This is a genomic window from Streptomyces sp. AHU1 (genome assembly GCF_045343905.1).
GTDB classification, from domain to species: domain Bacteria; phylum Actinomycetota; class Actinomycetes; order Streptomycetales; family Streptomycetaceae; genus Streptomyces; species Streptomyces triticiradicis.
Window position 1 is genome coordinate 7,301,420 of sequence record NZ_CP174283.1, and the last position, 17,349, is coordinate 7,318,768.

Sequence of the window (17,349 nt, forward strand, 5' to 3'; positions counted from 1 at the left end):
TTGAGTCACCATAAATCACCCCAGGCCATAGGACTGCCGGAGCCACGAGGGAGGACTCCGGGGTGTCTTTCCGGGGGCGTGCCGTTCAGATGCCGCCGGCATGTGCGGTGGCCGCTTCCGCGGCATCGTCCTCGACGTCACCGCCGGGCCGTCGGTGTGCCGAGCCGTCGTCCGGCGTCGGGAGGGCGGTTCTCCCGGATTCGTCCGCGCAGCCCTCTGGTGCGCCTCGTGAGCGAGCTGCATACTGTATGCAGTTTTCATGGGTAGTTGTTCGCGAGGAGGGTGGCACCCCGTGTCCTACCGCACCGCTCTCTCCGTCGTTCTGGCCGAAGTCGTGGCGCCCGCGGCCGAACAGGCCGTCCGGGAAGGCAGGTTTCCCCGGGACGCCGTGTCGGCGTTGGGTCGCGCCGGGCTGCTCGGCCTCACCGTCTCCTCCGGCTCCGGCGGCGGGCTCGGGCTGCCGGAGGCCGTCGACGTGGTCGCGCGGACCGCGCGCGTCTGCCCGGCGACCGCCGCCGTGCTCGCGTCCCACTTCGCGGCGGTCGCCGCCATCGAGTCCTGCGGTGGTTCCTGGGTGCGCGAGGAGGTCGCCGCCGGGCGGCACCTCGTGAGCCTCGCGCTGGACGAGGGTTCGTACGAGAAGCCGTACGGGAGGTCCTCCTCGGTCGCCGCGCGCTTCGCCGACGTGGTCGCGCTGCGGGGCCGCAAGCGGCAGGTGGTCGCGGCGGGCGAGGCCGACAGCTACCTCTGGTCCTCCCGGCCGCTCGCCGGACCGGACGGGCTGACGCTGTGGGTCGTTCCGGCGCGGGCCCCGGAGCTGTTCGTCCCCGCCCGGCCCGGCGGGGGAGGGCCCAGGGGCAGCGGGACCTCCACCCTGTACGCGGACCCGGTGCTCGTTCCCGCCGACGTGATGCTCGGGCGGGACGGCGGAGGGCTCGACGTCCTGCTGCGCCGTGTACGGCCGTGGCTGCTGGAGCTGGGGGCCGCCGTCGACGGCGCGCTCCCCGGATCCGTCGCCGGGGCCCCCGGGCCCGGGGGCGAAGAGCCGCGGTCCGGTCCTGACGTCCTTCGGCCGGAGGGCGGGGAGCTCAGGCCCGCCCCCGCCGCGTGACCCGGCGGGCGGTGTGCGTGACGAGTCCCGTGCGGGAGACCCCTCGGTCAGTCCTGGCCCGTCCCGGCGGCGAGCTGCTTGAGGTAGAAGCCGGTGGTGCGCTCGGTGTGCCTGCGCATGACATCGCCGGCGCGCTCGGAGTCGCCCTTGGCGATGGCCCTGATCAGCTGGGCGTGTTCGTTCCAGGCTTCCTTGCCCCGGGGTCGCGCGATCGGCGTGTAGTACCAGCGCACCTTCTGACCGACCCCCGCGATCAGTTCGGCCAGTACGGCGTTGCCGGCGACGGAGGTGATGAAGGCGTGCAGCGCGGTGTTGGCCGCGACCAGCCGCTCGACGTCGCTCGCGGCGAGGGCGTCGACACCCTCCTGGTGCAGCTCCCAGAGCCGCTCGACGTCCGCGGGCTTCGCCTGCCGGGCGGCGAGTTGGGCCGAGTAGGTCTCGAGGACCGCGCGGACGCCGAGGAGTTGGGCGGCCTCCTCCTCGGTGGGGGAGTGGACGAAGGCCCCCTGGGCGGGGCGCAGATCGACCCAGCCGTCGGTCTGGAGCCGCTGCAACGCCTCGCGCACGGGCTGGCGGCTGACCCCGAGGTGTTCGGCGAGTTCGGCCTCGACGAGGTGCTGGCCGGGCTTGAGGGAGCCGTTGACGATCAGTTCGGTCAGGGCGTCGTACACCGCCTGCCGCAGCGGTGCGGGGCGGGCGACGCGCCGGGTCGCCGCGGCCGCGAGTGCCTCACGCATGGGAGCCCCGTTCCGCCACCGGACCCCGCGGGGCCGACGGCTCTGCCTAGAGGTGGCCGCCGAGAGGGTCGCCGACGGCCGCGTCAGGATACAGGTTTTCGTATGCAGGACGGTGGGGCGACGGGAGGTGATCCCGGGGCCTGCAGGGGGTGTGCCACCTGCTCGCGGGTCGCCGGGGGGCTCGCGCCGGAGGCCGATTCCCGCATGGGAGAGGGGAGTTGATTCAGATTGAGTTCTGTATACAGAAGCCTGTATGGGGTAGTCTCGGTCTCCGCGAGCAGCGCCGGGGACCCGAACCAGGGAAGGCGGAGCGATCATGACGGTCGGCGTGGGTGACGGGAACGTCGAGGGCGTGGTGCGCCGGGCGGCGGCCGCCCACCGGGATCAGCGCGGTGCGCTCCTGCCCGTACTCCACGCCGTGCAGGCGGAGTTGGGCTGTGTGCCGCGGGAGGCGATCGCCGTGCTCGCCGACGAGTTCAACCTCTCCCGGGCCGACGTCCATGGAGTGGTGACCTTCTACCACGACTTCCGCCGGGAGCCGGCGGGCCGCACCCTCGTCCGCATCTGCCGGGCCGAGGCCTGCCAGGCGCTCGGCGCCGAGCGCCTGGTGACCTACGCCCGCGAGGCCGGACTGGCCCCCGGGGAGACCGGTGCGGACGGCGCCGTCACCGTCGAGCAGGTCTTCTGCCTCGGCAACTGCGCCCTGGGCCCGTCGGTGGAGGCGGACGGACGGCTGTACGGACGCGTCGACCCGGCCCGGCTCGGCGCGCTCCTCGACGGGAGGGCATCGTCATGAGCGACGAGGGCGCGGTACCCCCCGCCGTCACCGTCTACGTCCCCCGCGACTCGGCGGCCCGGTCCGTCGGCGCGGACGAGGTCGCGGACGCCCTGCGACGGGCCGCCGTACGGGGCGACTTCGCCCTCGACGTCGTACGCAACGGATCACGCGGCATGCTCTGGCTGGAACCCCTCGTCGAGGTGGCGACCCCGCACGGCCGCGTCGGATACGGGCCCGTGGCCCCGTCCGACGTGGAGGACCTGCTCGCCTCCGGCATGCTCGACGGCGCCGGCCATCCCCTGCGGCTCGGTGCGGTGGACCGGCTTCCCTGGCTGGCCCGGCAGAACCGGGTCACCTTCGCCCGCGTCGGCGTCACCGACCCGCTGTCCCCGGACGACTACGTGGCACACGGCGGCCTCGCCGGACTGCGCGCCGCGCTGGAGCGGGAGCCCGCGGACGTGGTCGCCGAGGTCACCGCCTCCGGCCTGCGCGGCAGAGGCGGCGCGGGCTTCCCGGCGGGCGTCAAATGGAAGACCGTCCTCGACTGCGCCGACGGCCTCAAGTTCGTCTGCTGCAACGCCGACGAGGGCGACAGCGGCACCTTCGCCGACCGCATGGTCATGGAGGGTGACCCGTTCCTGCTCATCGAGGGCATGACCATCGCCGCGCACGCGGTCGGGGCGAGCGAGGGATACCTCTACATCCGCTCGGAGTACCCGGACGCGGTGGCCACCGTGCGGGCCGCGATCGGCGTCGCCCGCGAGCAGGGATGGCTCGGCAGGAACATCCTCGGCTCCGGGCTCGACTTCGACCTGCACGTCCGGGTCGGCGGCGGCGCGTACATCTGCGGCGAGGAGACCTCCATGCTGGAGAGCCTGGAGGGCAGGCGCGGCACGGTCCGCGCCAAACCGCCGATCCCGGCGGTCGAGGGCCTGTTCGGCAGACCGACCGTCGTCAACAACGTGCTCACCCTCGCGACGGTCCCCGTCGTGCTCGCGTCCGGCGCGCGGGCCTACGCCGACCTCGGTGTCGGACGCTCGCGCGGCACCCAGGTCTTCCAGCTCGGCGGCAACATCGCGCGCGGCGGCATCGTCGAGACCGCGTTCGGCGTCACCCTGCGCGAACTGGTCGAGGACTACGGCGGCGGCACGTTCTCCGGCCGCCCGGTGCGCACGGCGCAGGTCGGCGGACCGCTCGGCGCCTATCTGCCCCCGTCGATGTTCGACCTGCCGATGGACTACGAGGCCTTCGCGGAGGCCGGCGCGATGGTCGGCCACGGAGGCGTCGTCGTCTTCGACGACACCGTCGACATGGCCGCCCAGGCCCGCTTCGCGATGGAGTTCTGCGCCGCCGAGTCCTGCGGCAAGTGCACCCCGTGCAGGGTCGGTTCGGTACGCGGTGTCGAGGTCATCGACAAGATCGTGGCCGGCCGGCACCGGGACGAGAACCTGGCGCTCCTGGAAGACCTGTGCGACCTGATGACCGACGGTTCGCTGTGCGCGATGGGCGGGCTGACCCCGATGCCCGTACGCAGCGCCCTCACCCATTTCCCCGACGACTTCCTCGCCCGCGGATCCGACCCGGGGGCCGACTCCCGGCGGGCCGGCGGCGCGAGGGGGGAGGGCACGTCATGACCCTGCTGAAGGAACCCGACTTCGGAACCCCGGAACGTCCCGGCGAGGCCACGGTCTCGGTGGAGGTCGACGGGCTGGCGGTGACCGTCCCCGAGGGCACCTCGGTGATGCGCGCCGCCGCGCTCGCCGGCGTCGACATCCCCAAGCTGTGCGCCACCGACAGCCTGGAACCGTTCGGCTCCTGCCGGCTGTGCGTGGTGGAGATCGACGGACGGCGGGGCACCCCGGCCTCCTGCACCACCCCGGTGACGGACGGGATGTCGGTGCGGACCCAGACACCCAAGGTGGAGAAGCTCCGTCAGGGCGTCATGGAGCTGTACATCTCCGACCACCCGCTCGACTGCCTCACCTGCCCCGCCAACGGCGACTGCGAACTGCAGGACATGGCAGGCGTGGTGGGCCTGCGCCAGGTGCGCTACGGCTACGAGGGCGAGAACCACCTCGACGCGGAGAAGGACACCTCCAACCCGTACTTCGACTTCGACCCCGCCAAGTGCATCGCCTGCTCCCGCTGCGTACGCGCCTGCGGCGAGGTCCAGGGCACCTTCGCGCTCACCATCGAGGGACGCGGCTTCGACTCCAAGGTCTCGCCCGGCGCCGCCGAGACGTTCATGGACTCCGAGTGCGTCTCCTGCGGGGCCTGCGTCCAGGCCTGTCCGACCTCCACGCTCCAGGAGAAGTCGGTGGTCGAACTCGGCATGCCGACCCGGTCGGTGGTCACCACCTGCGCCTACTGCGGGGTCGGCTGCTCCTTCAAGGCCGAGCTGCGCGGCGCCGAACTCGTCCGCATGGTGCCGTACAAGGACGGCGGCGCCAACGAGGGCCACTCCTGCGTGAAGGGCCGCTTCGCCTTCGGCTACGCCACCCACCCCGACCGGGTGCTGAAGCCGATGGTCCGCGACGCGGTCACCGATCCCTGGCGCGAGGTCGAGTGGGACGAGGCCATCGGCACGGTCGCGCGCCGGATGCGGGACATCCAGCGCCGGCACGGGCCGGGTGCGATCGGCGCGATCTCCTCGTCGCGGTGCACCAACGAGGAGGTGTACGTCGTCCAGAAGATGGTGCGGGCCGCGTTCGGCAACAACAACGTGGACACCTGCGCCCGCGTCTGCCACTCCCCGACGGGATACGGACTCAAGCAGACCTTCGGCGAGTCGGCCGGCACCCAGGACTTCCGCTCCGTGGCCGAGGCCGACGTCATCATGGTGATCGGCGCCAACCCCACCGACGGACACCCGGTGTTCGCCTCCCGGATGAAGCGGCGCCTGCGCGAGGGCGCGCGGCTGATCGTCGTCGACCCCCGCCGCATCGACCTGGTGCGCTCCCCGCACGTCGAGGCCGCGCACCACCTCCAGCTGCGGCCCAGCACCAATGTCGCCGTCGTCAACGCCATGGCCCACGTGGTCGTCACCGAGGGTCTCGTCGACCGCGCCTTCGTGGACGGCCGGTGCGAAGGGTTCGACGAATGGGCGGAGTTCGTCGCGCGGCCCGAGAACAGTCCCGAGGCCACCGAGGGGATCAGCGGCGTCCCCGCGGGCCAACTGCGCGCCGCCGCACGGCTGTACGCGACCGCGCCCAACGGCGCCATCTACTACGGTCTCGGCGTCACCGAGCACAGCCAGGGCTCGACCATGGTGATGGGAATGGCCAACCTCGCGATGGCCTGCGGCAACATCGGCCGCGACGGTGTCGGCGTCAACCCCCTGCGCGGGCAGAACAACGTCCAGGGCTCCTGCGACATGGGCTCCTTCCCGCACGAACTGCCCGGCTACCGCCATGTGTCCGACGACGCCGTCCGCGAGGTGTTCGAGAACCTGTGGGGCGGCACCCTCCTCGCCGAACCCGGGCTGCGCATCCCCAACATGTTCGACGCCGCGATCGACGGGACGTTCCGCGGCCTGTTCGTGCACGGCGAGGACATCGCCCAGTCCGACCCCAACCTCCAGCACGTCACCGCCGCCCTCGAAGCGATGGAACTCGTCGTCGTGCAGGACCTGTTCCTCAACGAGACGGCCAAGTTCGCACACGTCTTCCTGCCCGGTGCCTCCTTTCTGGAGAAGGACGGCACCTTCACCAACGCCGAACGCCGGATCAACCGGGTGCGCGCGGTGATGAGGCCGAGGACGGGCAGGCACGAGTGGCAGATCGTGTGCGACATCGCCACCGCCATGGGCTACCCGATGGCGTACGACCATCCCTCCGCGATCATGGACGAGATCGCCGCGGTGACCCCGACGTTCACCGGAGTGTCCTTCGGCCTGCTCGACAAACTGGGCAGCGTGCAGTGGCCGTGCAACGCCACCGCCCCCGAGGGGACGCCGGTCATGCACGTCGACGAGTTCGTGCGCGGCAAGGGGCGGTTCGTCGTCACCGCGTACGTGCCGACCAACGAGCGCAGCACCCGCCGCTTCCCGCTGGTGCTCACCACCGGGCGCGTCCTCAGCCAGTACAACGTCGGCGCGCAGACCCGGCGCACCGGCAACGTCGCCTGGCACCCCGAGGACGTCCTGGAACTGCACCCGCACGACGCCGAGGTCCGCGGCATCACCGACGGCGCGCTGGTGACGCTGGCCAGCCGGGTCGGACGGACGACGCTGCGGGCGGAGATCTCCGACCGGATGCCGGCCGGCGTCGTCCACACCACGTTCCACCATCCCGTGACCGGAGCCAACGTGGTGACCACCGAGAACTCGGACTGGGCGACCAACTGCCCCGAGTACAAGGTGACCGCCGTCCAGGTCGGACTCGCCCGTCCGCCGGAGAACGGCGACGGGACACCGGAACGGGCCGCGGGCGAGCCTGCCGGACGGGCCGCGGACGAGACACGGGAACCGGCGGCCGGCGACTTCCTCACGGCGGTGGACTGACATGACGGCGACCGTGCCCCCGGAGCGCCGTATGGCCAACGACATCGCAGCCAACCTCGGACACCTGCCCGAGGAGGCGGCCGCCGAGGCCGTCGCGGGTCACATCGGCCGCTTCTGGGACCCCCGCATGCGCTCCCGGCTCCTCGCGTACGCCGCCGGGGGAGCCGAGGGGCTGCACCCGCTGGTGATCGCCGCGGTACGGCTCCTGCACGGGTCCGGGACGCGGGAGAGCGGGCCGCGGAAGGCGAGAGAGGAACGACCGTGACGACAGGACCTGCCCAAGGAGGAGCCCGGACCATGACCACCACCTCGACGCCGGAGACCACGGCGGACGCCGTCGCGAAGACCGAGCTCACCGACGGGTACCACCTGGTCGTCGACGCGCTGCGGATGAACGACGTCGACACGATCTACGGGGTCGTCGGCATCCCGATCACCGACCTGGCCCGCCTCGCGCAGGCGCGGGGCATCCGCTACATCGGCTTCCGGCACGAGAGCAACGCGGGTCACGCGGCCGCGGCCGCCGGCTTCCTCACCAAGAAGCCCGGCATCTGTCTGACCGTGTCCGCGCCCGGATTCCTCAACGGTCTGGTCGCCCTGGCCAACGCCACCACCAACTGCTTCCCCATGGTGCAGATCTCCGGCTCCAGCGAGCGGCACCTGGTCGACCTCAGGCAGGGCGACTACGAGGAGATGGACCAGCTCGCCGCCGCGCAGCCGTTCTGCAAGGCCGCCTACCGGGTGAGCCGTGTGGAGGACATCGGCAGAGGCATCGCCCGCGCCCTGCGCACCGCGGTCTCGGGACGGCCCGGCGGGGTGTACCTCGACATCCCCGCCGCGGTGCTCGGCTCCGTCATGGACGCGGAGGAGGGCGCGGGGACGCTGAGCCGTCTCGTCGACCCGGCGCCGCGCCAGTTCCCCGGGCCCGAGGCGGTGGACCGCGCCGTCGAACTGCTGGCGGGCGCCGAACGGCCGCTGCTGGTGCTCGGCAAGGGAGCCGCGTACGCGCGGGCCGACGACCGCGTCCGCGAGTTCGTGGAGTCCACGGGCATCCCGTTCATCCCCATGTCGATGGCCAAGGGCCTGCTGCCCGACGACCATCCGCAGTCGGCGGCCACCGCCCGTTCGCTGGCCCTGAAGAGGGCCGACGTCGTGATGCTCGTCGGCGCCCGCCTCAACTGGCTGCTGAACCACGGCCGGGCACCGCAGTGGAACCCCGGCGCCCGGTTCGTCCACGTCGACATCGAGGCCCGGGAGATGGACAGCAACCAGCCCGTCGCGGCCCCGCTCGTCGGGGACATCGAGTCGGTGCTGGAGGCGATCGCCGAGCGCGCCAAGCCCGGCCGGATCACGGCCCCCGCCGCCTGGCGCGCGGAGCTGGGCGCGCGGTCGGCGCAGAACGTGGCGAAGATGGCGGAGCGGCTGCGGGCCGACCCGCACCCCATGCAGTTCATGGGCGCCCTGAAGGCCGTACGCGACGTGGTGTGCGAACACCCGGAGACGTACATCGTCAACGAGGGTGCCAACGCCCTGGACATCGCGCGCAACGTCATCGACATGCACGTACCGCGGCACCGCCTCGACAGCGGCACCTGGGGGGTCATGGGCATCGGCATGGGCTACGCGATCGCCGCCGCCGTCGAGAGCGGCGGCGACCCGGTCGTCGCCGTGGAGGGCGACAGCGCCTTCGGGTTCAGCGGCATGGAGCTGGAGACGATCTGCCGGTACGGGCTGCCCGTCGTCACGGTCGTCATGAACAACGGCGGTGTCTACCGCGGCGACGACGTCAACCCCCTCGGCGACGCGCCCTCCCCGACCACCCTCATGTCCACGGCCCGCCACGACCGGATGATCGAGGCGTTCGGCGGCAAGGGCTACCGCGCGACCACGCCCGCCGAGGTCACCGCGGCCCTCACCGAGGCCCTGGCCTCCGGCGGCCCGGCCCTCATCGACTGCGTCATCGACCCCTCCGCCGGAACGGAGAGCGGCCACATCGCCCACCTGAACCCGAAGGGGATCACGGGAGGCACCATCGTGCCGCCCAGGAAGTGAGCCCCGAACTCCACGGCGACCGGGGCAGGAAGGTGCCTGCCTGTCAGTCGTCCAGGCCGGCGCAGAGGGTGCTCACCTTCTCGTGGGCCGCCACCGCCTCGGCGCCCTTCACGTCGAAGGTCTGCAGACGTCTGGTGACGTCCTGGAAGGCCTTGTCCAGGGTGCTGTAACGGCGGTCCAGTTGGGCTGCCGACTGGGCCAGGGCGGCGGCCCCGCCGGCGCGGACGAAGTAGGCCTTGGAGGTCTCGTCGTCACTGTAGGCCTTGCTCAACGCCGGAACCCGGCTCCACGCCTGGCAGGCGCCCGCCGCATCGGCCGCCGCGTCGTCCGGGCCGGTCCCGGACGCCGTGTTGTCCGGGCCGGCCCACAGGAGCCAGCCCAGGCCGATGCCCGCACCGGCGGCGACGACGGCAGCCCCCAACGGCGCGATCCACCGGGAGGGGGCACGACGACCGGTGGCGGCGGTCGGCGGGGTGGACGGAGGAGGCGGTACGGAAGCAGAAGCAGCCATCGGAACGACTTCCTTCGGTATGCGAGGAGGCGACATCGTCACGTCAACCGGCAGCCAGTGAAACATTTCTGTCGTCGGTCGTGCTGCCGGAACCGGATGTCGTGACGTCGGCGTGGGATCGTTTCGCGGTGACCGATATCGCTGCCGGAACGACCGCGTCGGGGCGACCCGACGACCGCATACCGTCCGTGCTCCGCTTCGCGACGGAGATCGTGGCTTGGGTGGCCGCCCCCTGGGCCCTGGCCGACCGTTCGTGGCTGCTCGCCGTGGCCTCCGTGGTGCTGCTCATCGGTCTGCCGACGGTCTTCTCGACGCCGGGGGACAAGGCCAACGTCATCGTGGCAGTTCCCGGTTGGGTAACCGTGCTGCTGGTGCTGGTCCAACTCGTCGCGGCTGTCGTGTTCTCGTGGCTCGCCTGGCCTGCCTGGGCGGCGGTCCCGGTCACCCTGCTGGCCGTCGCGACCTGTGTGACGGAGCGTCGGCGCTGGAAGTGGCTGTGCCGGGAAGGAAGTTCCGGCCCGATGTCCTGAATCCTGGCCCCGCGGGCCCTCACGCGTCGCCGGTGAGTCCGGCGAACTCGTCGAGCAGGGCCGCGGCCACGGTCACGTCGTCCGTGAGGGGACGGTCCCGCATGTCCGGGTCCAGGGCCGCCGCCGCGCGGAGGTAGGCGCGGCCCGCCGGGGTGCCGGGCGCGGGCGGAGTGCCCCGCAAGCGCAACGCCCTTACGGCGGACACGAGTTCGCAGGCCAGGACCAGCCGGTAGGGCCCTGCCGCTCGGAGCGACTTGCGGGCGGCCTGGGTCGCGAAGGTCGCCGCCTCCTCCATGCCCCGGGACAGCACCACGTGCCCGAGCGAGGCCGGGCCGGCGCACGCCTGGATCTCGGCGAGGGCGGAGGCGGCACTGTACTCCAGGATCATCATTCCGGACCCGGCCGAGGCGGCGTCGGCCAAGTAGGAGCGCAGTCCGGTCAGTTCGGGACGGCCGAGGGCGGACAGCCGGGCCGCCGAGAGCCGTGCCGTACCGAGCACGGCGAGGCCCAGCTGGTCGAGCGCGAGGGTGAGCGGCGCGGTGAAGAAGCCGCCGTGGTGCCGTGCGAAGGGGGTCCCCGTGATCTCGTCCCAGCCGATGAGGGGGTTCTCGGTGGCGGAGTTGAGGTCGATCGACAGCACCCGCTCCAGGCCGGACCACGCTTCCATCGCGGGGCCGTGGGCCTGCGGGAAGCAGCGGAAGCCGAAGGGGTCCTGCACCCGTGCCGGCGCCCGGCCCGGCGCATCGGGCAGGGCCGTTCCGTCCCCGGCCGTCACGCCGAGCAGCCCCCGGACGCGGGCCGCCGCCCGTGCGGTCGCCGGGTGCGCGTGGGCCGCGTGGACCTCGGGTGCGTACGGTTCGAGGGAGCCGTCCACCGCGTAGAGGGAGAGCGCGGCCACGACATGCGCGGCGCGCAAGGGCACCCCGAGGTCGTGCCAGGCGAGCGCGGACTGCCCCAGCGTGAGGGCGTTGCTGCTCAACAGGGCCAGCGCGTCACCGCGCCGCAGGGCGAGGCGCTCGGGGAGCGGACGCCCGGGCGGCAGGTCGTCGGCGAAGCGGTTTCCGGAGGCCGCCGGGTCCCGGGTCCAGGTGTCGTGGCCGAACAGCGCGAGCCCGAGCTGGGCCAGCGCCGTCAGATCGCCGGTGCCCACGGATCCGTACTCGGGGACCCGGGGATGCACTCCCGCCCGGAGCGCCCCCGCGACGGCCGTCGCGATCTCGGGGCCCGACCCCGAGCCCCCGGCGAGGAGCTGGTTGGTCCGCACCACCATCATCGCGCGGACCTGGCGTGCCGGCAGGGCGTCTCCCGCGCCGCCCGCGTGGCTCAGCAGCAGCCGCAGGTCGTGGCCCGCGCCGTCGTGTTCTTCGACGGCCAGTCCCCGGTGCGCTCCCACACCGGTGCTGCGGCCGTAGACGCGGGTCCCCTCCGCCGCCAGCCGGTCGGCCGCCCGCCGGGTGTGTTCCATGGCCGCGAGTGCCACCGGGGACAGGGCGGGCGGCTCCGCTCCGTCGGCGATCCTGGCCACCGTGGCGGCGTCGAGCCCCCGGCCGTCGAGGAGCGCGCCGGGTGACGCGCCCGCCGGGGCCGGGTGTTCGGTGACCGGACCACCGATGGCGGTGTCGGCCGTGCGCTCGAGCATGCCGGACGTTCTCTCTCCTCGGCCGTGTGCCGTCGCCCTCCCGGCGAGGACGGCGACGGCACCGGTGTCAGCTCAGTCCCGCCGAGGCCAGCCAGTTCTTGGCCACGTCCAGCGGGTCCTTGTCGCCGTTCTGCACGTCGCCGTTGAGCTTCACCAGGGTTTCGGTGTCGAGCTTCGCCGAGACGTCGTTGAGGACGGAGACCCCGGCCGCGGGCAGACCGCTCCGGTAGGTCAGCGGAGTCACGTTCTCGAACCCGAACAGGTTCTTCGGGTCCTGCAGCACGACGAACTTGTTCTTGCCGATCCCGGGGTCCGTCGTGAAGACGTCCGCGGCCTGGATGTTGTTCTTCTGCAGCGCCGCCACGGTGAGCGGGCCGCCGGCGTCCAGCGCCTTGAAGCTCTTGAAATCGAGACCGTACGACGACTTCAGGCCCTTCAGGCCCTGCTGCCGGGTCTGGAACTCCGGAGATCCCCCGAGGACCAGGTCCTTCGCCACGCCGGAGAGGTCACCGATGGTCGACTTGTCCGTGAGGTTGTACTTCTTGGCCGTGGCCTCGTTCAGGGCGATCGCGTCCTTGTCCTGCGCCTGGGACGAGACCAGCAGGGAGAGCTTCGGGTCGAGCTTGGCCGAGATGGCCTGGTTGGTCTCGTCGGCGGACTGCGGGGCGGCCTTGGCGTCCAGGTAGGCGAGCAGAGCGCCGTTGTACTCCGGGAGGACCGTGATCGTACCGTTCTTGATCAGACCGTACGTGACCTCGCGGGTGCCGATGTTCAGCTTGTAACTGACCTTGATGCCCTTGGACTTGAGGGCCTCGCCGTAGATGTCGGCGAGCAGGATGCTCTCGGGGAAGTTGTTGGAACCGACGACGACCGTACCGGCCTTGGCGGTGTCGCCCTTCAACGGGTCCTTGCCGTCGGAGCTGTCGGAGGAGCCGCAGCCCGTCAGCGCGGCAGCGGCCACAACCAGCAGGGAAACGGCGGAAGTCGAGGAGGATCGAATGCTTCTGGCGATGGTCACGTTGGTCATCCAGACTTGGCAATCGGTGGGGCGATGGTGACTGGCGGGTGCGGGCGACGGACCTGACGATCCAATCGAGCCGCCTCAACCACCGTCAAGACACGAATAGATCACTGATGGGGACCGTACAGCTTCAGCCCGTAGGCGCAACGTGACCGAAACGGGCGCGAATCAGGCGTCTTCACGAGGCACTTTTCGGTTGATCATGGCCGCACTCTGACGGCAGCCGCTAGGGTTGGCCGCGTCGAGGGCCCCCTTCCACTTGTCGGCCCGATCGCGTTCGCTCGTGACCACTGATCCATACAGGCCTGTTTTCGGGCTTCCAACGGGGAATGAAGTCAAGGAGGTTGGGTGCCCGCGCACAGAAAAGCCCCCTCGGAGCAGCCGTCCACGGCTCTCGGGACCGGCCGGACACCATCTCTGCTGGACCGTTGGCCCTTCCGCCGGAAACTCAACGTTCTGGTGATCGTGCCGCTCGCGGTCATCTCCGTGATGCTCACCTACGCCGTCTCCGACGAGATCGGCCGGGCCCGGTCCGCCGCCGACACCGCCCGGCTCGTGCGCGACAGCACGCAGGTGGCGAAACTCATCGACGCCGTACAGACCGAGCACCGGCAGGCACTCCTGGTCTCCCTGCGCTACGAGGCCGCGGGCTCGGGGAAGAGCGCGCCGGACACCGCCGCCTACCTGGCCGCGCAGGACAGGGTCGGTGCCCGCGTCAAAGAGGTCCGGGCCGTCTACGGCGACCGGCTGCCCGACGGCGAGGCCCAGGCACTGAAGGAACTCGAAGGCCTGGACAGCCTCCGTGAGACCGTCGAACAGGGGCCGATACCCGCCGACAACATCGACCCGGCGTACGGATCGGTGATCGAGGGCCTCATCGACGGCCTCGGTCTCGGCCGCTCGGGCGGCGAGTCCTCCGCCTCCGCGGGCAGCCTGCTCGACGCGCTGCTGCGCGCCGACACCGCCCACGCCTCCTTCGAGACCAGCGTGTTCGCCGCCCGCACCCGTGACGCCAACGCGCTCATCGAGTTCACCGCCGCCGTCGGCGACTACGACCAGTACACCTACCAGGCCGACCGGTTCACCCGGTTCGCCGGTCCGGAACAGGGCACCGACCTCGCGGGGATCGAGCACAGCCCGTACCAGAGCGTCATCGCCCAGCACTGGGCCGCGCTCCAGGTCGACCCCGGAGCGCTGGTCGCCGAGAACGCGGCACAGCTGCGGACCGCGCTCGACGAGGCGCTGCGTGCGAGTCCCACGTACGAGAGGCAGGCCGAGAACCGGCTGAAGATCGTCCAGTCGTTGATCGACGGGATCGCCGGGAACGCCCAGTCCGCCTCGAACGCCGCCTGGTGGCGGGTGGTCTGGCTGGTCGCCGGCATTCTGACCGCCTTCGCGGCCTGGTTGCTGTTCTCCGTGCTGATCCGGCGCTCCGTGGTGCGGACCGTACGCACCCTCACGGCGGCGGCCCAGCACGTGGCCGGTGCCGCGAAGAGCGAGCTCGCCCGCGTCGCGGACGACGACGCCGACGACGCGGGCCCGCCGCGGCTGGAGGCCGTTCCCGTGCCGGTGCGCGACGAGATCGGTGAACTCGCCGAGGCCTTCAACCAGGTTCAGGTCACCGCCGGCGCGCTGCTGGAACGCCAGGTCGTCAGCCGCCGCAACATCGCCGAGATGTTCGGCAACGTCGGCCGCCGGGTCAGCAACCTGACGGCCCGCCAACTCGCCCTGATCGACTCGGTGGAGCGCGGCGAGACCGACCCCGAGGTGCTGGACCGGCTCTACCGCATCGACCACATCGCCGTCCGCCTCCAGCGCAACGCCGACAGCCTCATGCTGCTCGCGGGGATCAGCGAGACCGGTCTCAACACCGAACCGATGCGGCTCAGCAATCTCGTCCGCGCCGCGCTCGGCCAGATCGAGGGCTACCAGCGCGTCACCCCGCACGCCGAGGGCGACGTCACCGTCGTCCCCGACATCGTCGGCGACCTGACCCTGATGCTCGCCGAACTCCTGGAGAACGCCGTGATGTTCTCCCCGGCGACCAGCGGCGTCGAAGTCGTCCTGCGGCCCCGCCACCAGGGGGGCGGAGCCCTCGTCGAGATCATCGACCACGGACTCGGGATGAGCGCCGAGCGGCTGGAGCAGGAGAACGCCCGGCTGATCCGGCGCGAGCGCCTCGACCTGGCGCCGACGGAGGTCCTCGGGCTGTTCGTGGTCGGCGGTCTGTCCCGGCGCTGGGGCATCGAGGTCGCCCTGTCCCGCACTCCGGGCGGCGGCGTCACCGCCACCGTCGCGGTGCCCGCGAGCCACCTCGTGCCCGGCGACCCGGTGTCCACCGCGGCGCGGGCCCCGCGGATCGAGCCGCCCGCGCGCCGCTCCGGCCCGGGTGAGCCGCGCAGGGCGCGGGTCGAGGCGCCGCCCGGACCCGCGGGCCTGCCCCGAAGGGTGCCCGCGCGGCCCCGGACCGCCGAGTCCCCGGGCCACGCCCGCCGTTCGGAGGCGACGGACACCGGCGCCGAGCACGCGACGACGCACGGCGGTACCCGGCCCGGCGCCGGATCCGAGCCGGCGCCCACCGGCCCGGGGCGCACCGGTGAGGCCGGTCCGCTGCGCCGCAGGGTGCGCGGCGCGACCCTGTCGGCCGCCACCGCGTCGAGCCGGCTGCCCCGTCCCACCGAACCCCCCACCCACCGCAGGCCGCCCTCCTGGCAGCCCACGGACGCCGAGGCGGCGCGCTCCGAACTCGACGAGTTCGAGGCCGCCGTCCTGCGGGCCGAACGCGAGAGCGCGGCCGAGAACCGTTCGACCGCGGGGCCCGGGCCGGGCGGCAGACCCGGCGGCCCGGCCCGGACCGACATCCCGAACAGAAGACCCTCTTCCCCGGAAGGCATGAGTACGTGACCATGTGGACAGGCGGGCCGGAATCCCGGACAGCGGAAGCAGCGGCGGACGTGAAGACCGCCGCTGCCGACTTCAACTGGCTGCTCAACCGATTCGCCACCGAGACGGCCGGGGTCGTCGACGTGATCGGTGTCTCCTCCGACGGACTGCTCATCGCGGTCTCCCAGCAACGCGGCCAGGCCGACTCCGAGCGGCTCGCGGCGATCGTCTCCGGAATCACCAGCCTCGCCATGGGGGCCTCCGGCAACTACGGCCTCGGGGGCCTCAACAAGGTCATCATCGACCTGGAGGAAGGACACGTGCTGGTGTCCGCCCTCGGCGCCGGAGCGGTGCTCGGAGTGGTCGCCTCGAAGGAGGCGAAGCTCGGCAACATCGCCTACGAGATGACCCTCTTCGCCAACCGGGCCGGTGCGGTGCTCAGCCCGCAACTGGTGATGGAACTGAAGAGGACCGTGGGCATCGCACCGGCCGGCTGATGTCCGACGGCGCGTCACATGACCGGTGACGCGCGGTTTTCCGACGGTGCGCCATATGACCGGTGACGCGCGCAGAGGTGAAGGGGGAGGACGTGATGACGTCCGGCGAGCCATTGGCCGGCGACGGCGCCGAACGGGGAGTGGAGCGCCCCGCCTCGGTCGTCCGGCCGTTCCTGTTGACCGCGGGGCGGATCGCCGGCGGGGACAGTCTGGTACCGCCGATACCGATCGAGACACAGGTGGTCGCCACCGACAGGGGGCTGGCGGCACTGGACCGCTTCGTCTTCGACCAGCACCGCGACATCATCACGGTCTGCCGGGAGCCGCAGTCGCTCGCGGAGATCGCGGCGAGACTGAGGATGCACCTGAACGTGGTCCGGGTGCTTGCCGACGATCTGCGCGCCGACGGCCAACTGACCCTGTACGCGCCGCAGGCCCGTTCCAACCGTGATGTCACTGTTCTGCGAAGGGTGATCGATGGTCTCCGAGCTGTCCCCGACTCCCGGGGCGCGATCCGTGAGGGATGACGACGGGCGTCCCCGGCCGCCGCTGCCGGTGAAGATGGTGATCGCGGGCGGCTTCGGGGTGGGCAAGACCACGACGGTGGGGGCCATCTCCGAGATCGAGCCGCTGACCACCGAGGCGTCCATCACCTCGGTCGCCGCCGGTGTCGACGACCTCACCCAGACGCCGGAGAAGGTGACGACGACCGTCGCCATGGACTTCGGCTGCGTCACCCTCGACCCGACCCTGAAGCTCTATCTGTTCGGCACCCCCGGCCAGGAGCGGTTCGGGTTCATGTGGGACGACCTCGTCGAGGGCGCGCTCGGCGGGCTCGTCATCGTCGACACCCGGCGGCTCGACGACTGCTACGCGGCCGTCGACTACTTCGAACACCGCCAGATCCCCTTCGCGGTGGCCGTCAACGCCTTCGACGGCAAGGTCGAGCACGACCTGGACGACGTACGGTGGGCCCTCGACGTCGCCGACCACGTGCCGCTGACCGTGTTCGACGCACGCGACCGGGGGTCCGTGCGGGACGCGTTGCTCGTCGTCCTCGAACACGCCCTGGCCAGGGCCGAGGGCTGA

General features: G+C 71.9%; 15 protein-coding genes. 11 read left to right on the forward strand and 4 right to left on the reverse strand.

Annotated elements, in window-relative coordinates; translation table 11 throughout:
- Positions 1-292 precede the first annotated feature (292 nt).
- Positions 293-1,111 carry an acyl-CoA dehydrogenase family protein gene (locus ACICHK_RS32350; protein WP_406839655.1) on the forward strand — a complete coding sequence of 273 codons (819 nt, stop codon included), beginning with the start codon at positions 293-295 and terminating at the stop codon, positions 1,109-1,111.
- 47 nt (positions 1,112-1,158) lie between these two features.
- Here ACICHK_RS32350 and ACICHK_RS32355 read toward each other — a convergent pair whose 3' ends face one another.
- On the reverse strand, positions 1,159-1,848 hold the full coding sequence (locus ACICHK_RS32355; RefSeq protein WP_406839656.1) for a GntR family transcriptional regulator: 690 nt from the start codon (positions 1,846-1,848) through the stop codon (positions 1,159-1,161).
- Positions 1,849-2,164: 316 nt separating this feature from the next.
- Between ACICHK_RS32355 and ACICHK_RS32360 the strand changes: the two genes are divergently transcribed.
- From ACICHK_RS32360 to oxc, 5 genes are read left to right on the forward strand one after another with little or no spacing between them, the layout of a single operon-like run.
- Positions 2,165-2,644, forward strand: coding sequence for an NAD(P)H-dependent oxidoreductase subunit E (locus tag ACICHK_RS32360; protein ID WP_406839657.1), 480 nt, complete (start codon positions 2,165-2,167; stop codon positions 2,642-2,644).
- A complete protein-coding gene (locus ACICHK_RS32365; protein ID WP_406839658.1) occupies positions 2,641-4,260 on the forward strand; it encodes a formate dehydrogenase beta subunit in 1,620 nt (539 codons plus the stop codon). The genes ACICHK_RS32360 and ACICHK_RS32365 overlap by 4 nt, the downstream gene beginning before the upstream one ends.
- Positions 4,257-7,127, forward strand: a complete 2,871-nt coding sequence (gene fdhF, locus ACICHK_RS32370; RefSeq protein ID WP_406839659.1) for a formate dehydrogenase subunit alpha — start codon at positions 4,257-4,259, stop codon at positions 7,125-7,127. The genes ACICHK_RS32365 and fdhF overlap by 4 nt, the downstream gene beginning before the upstream one ends.
- Position 7,128: 1 nt before the next feature.
- Positions 7,129-7,392: a formate dehydrogenase subunit delta gene (locus tag ACICHK_RS32375; protein WP_406839660.1), complete on the forward strand. Its 264-nt coding sequence runs from the start codon at positions 7,129-7,131 to the stop codon at positions 7,390-7,392.
- Between the two features lie 32 nt (positions 7,393-7,424).
- Positions 7,425-9,179: an oxalyl-CoA decarboxylase gene (gene oxc / locus ACICHK_RS32380; protein WP_406839661.1), complete on the forward strand. Its 1,755-nt coding sequence runs from the start codon at positions 7,425-7,427 to the stop codon at positions 9,177-9,179.
- Positions 9,180-9,222: 43 nt separating this feature from the next.
- Here the strand turns inward: oxc and ACICHK_RS32385 are convergent, their stop codons facing one another.
- Positions 9,223-9,690 carry a hypothetical protein gene (locus ACICHK_RS32385; protein WP_406839662.1) on the reverse strand — a complete coding sequence of 156 codons (468 nt, stop codon included), beginning with the start codon at positions 9,688-9,690 and terminating at the stop codon, positions 9,223-9,225.
- 128 nt (positions 9,691-9,818) lie between these two features.
- Between ACICHK_RS32385 and ACICHK_RS32390 the strand changes: the two genes are divergently transcribed.
- The gene (locus tag ACICHK_RS32390) at positions 9,819-10,220 is read left to right on the forward strand and encodes a hypothetical protein (protein ID WP_406839663.1); all 402 of its coding nucleotides are present in this window, start codon (positions 9,819-9,821) and stop codon (positions 10,218-10,220) included.
- A 19-nt stretch (positions 10,221-10,239) separates the two neighbouring features.
- Here ACICHK_RS32390 and ACICHK_RS32395 read toward each other — a convergent pair whose 3' ends face one another.
- Positions 10,240-11,859 (reverse strand): aromatic amino acid ammonia-lyase, encoded by a 1,620-nt coding sequence (locus tag ACICHK_RS32395; protein ID WP_406839664.1) that lies wholly within the window; start codon positions 11,857-11,859, stop codon positions 10,240-10,242.
- Between the two features lie 67 nt (positions 11,860-11,926).
- On the reverse strand, positions 11,927-12,886 hold the full coding sequence (locus ACICHK_RS32400; protein ID WP_406839665.1) for a glycine betaine ABC transporter substrate-binding protein: 960 nt from the start codon (positions 12,884-12,886) through the stop codon (positions 11,927-11,929).
- A 342-nt stretch (positions 12,887-13,228) separates the two neighbouring features.
- On the opposite strand from ACICHK_RS32400, the gene ACICHK_RS32405 reads away from it, so the two are divergent.
- The 4 genes from ACICHK_RS32405 to ACICHK_RS32420 all read left to right on the forward strand — a co-directional run bounded on the left by ACICHK_RS32405 (position 13,229) and on the right by ACICHK_RS32420 (position 17,349).
- Positions 13,229-15,784: an ATP-binding protein gene (locus ACICHK_RS32405; RefSeq protein WP_406839666.1), complete on the forward strand. Its 2,556-nt coding sequence runs from the start codon at positions 13,229-13,231 to the stop codon at positions 15,782-15,784.
- Positions 15,785-15,786: 2 nt separating this feature from the next.
- Positions 15,787-16,260, forward strand: a complete 474-nt coding sequence (locus ACICHK_RS32410) for a roadblock/LC7 domain-containing protein (protein WP_103552553.1) — start codon at positions 15,787-15,789, stop codon at positions 16,258-16,260.
- Positions 16,261-16,355: 95 nt separating this feature from the next.
- On the forward strand, positions 16,356-16,787 hold the full coding sequence (locus ACICHK_RS32415) for a DUF742 domain-containing protein (RefSeq protein ID WP_151472980.1): 432 nt from the start codon (positions 16,356-16,358) through the stop codon (positions 16,785-16,787).
- Complete coding sequence (locus ACICHK_RS32420) at positions 16,738-17,349, forward strand: ATP/GTP-binding protein (RefSeq protein WP_151472979.1); 612 nt, start codon at positions 16,738-16,740, stop codon at positions 17,347-17,349. The genes ACICHK_RS32415 and ACICHK_RS32420 overlap by 50 nt, the downstream gene beginning before the upstream one ends.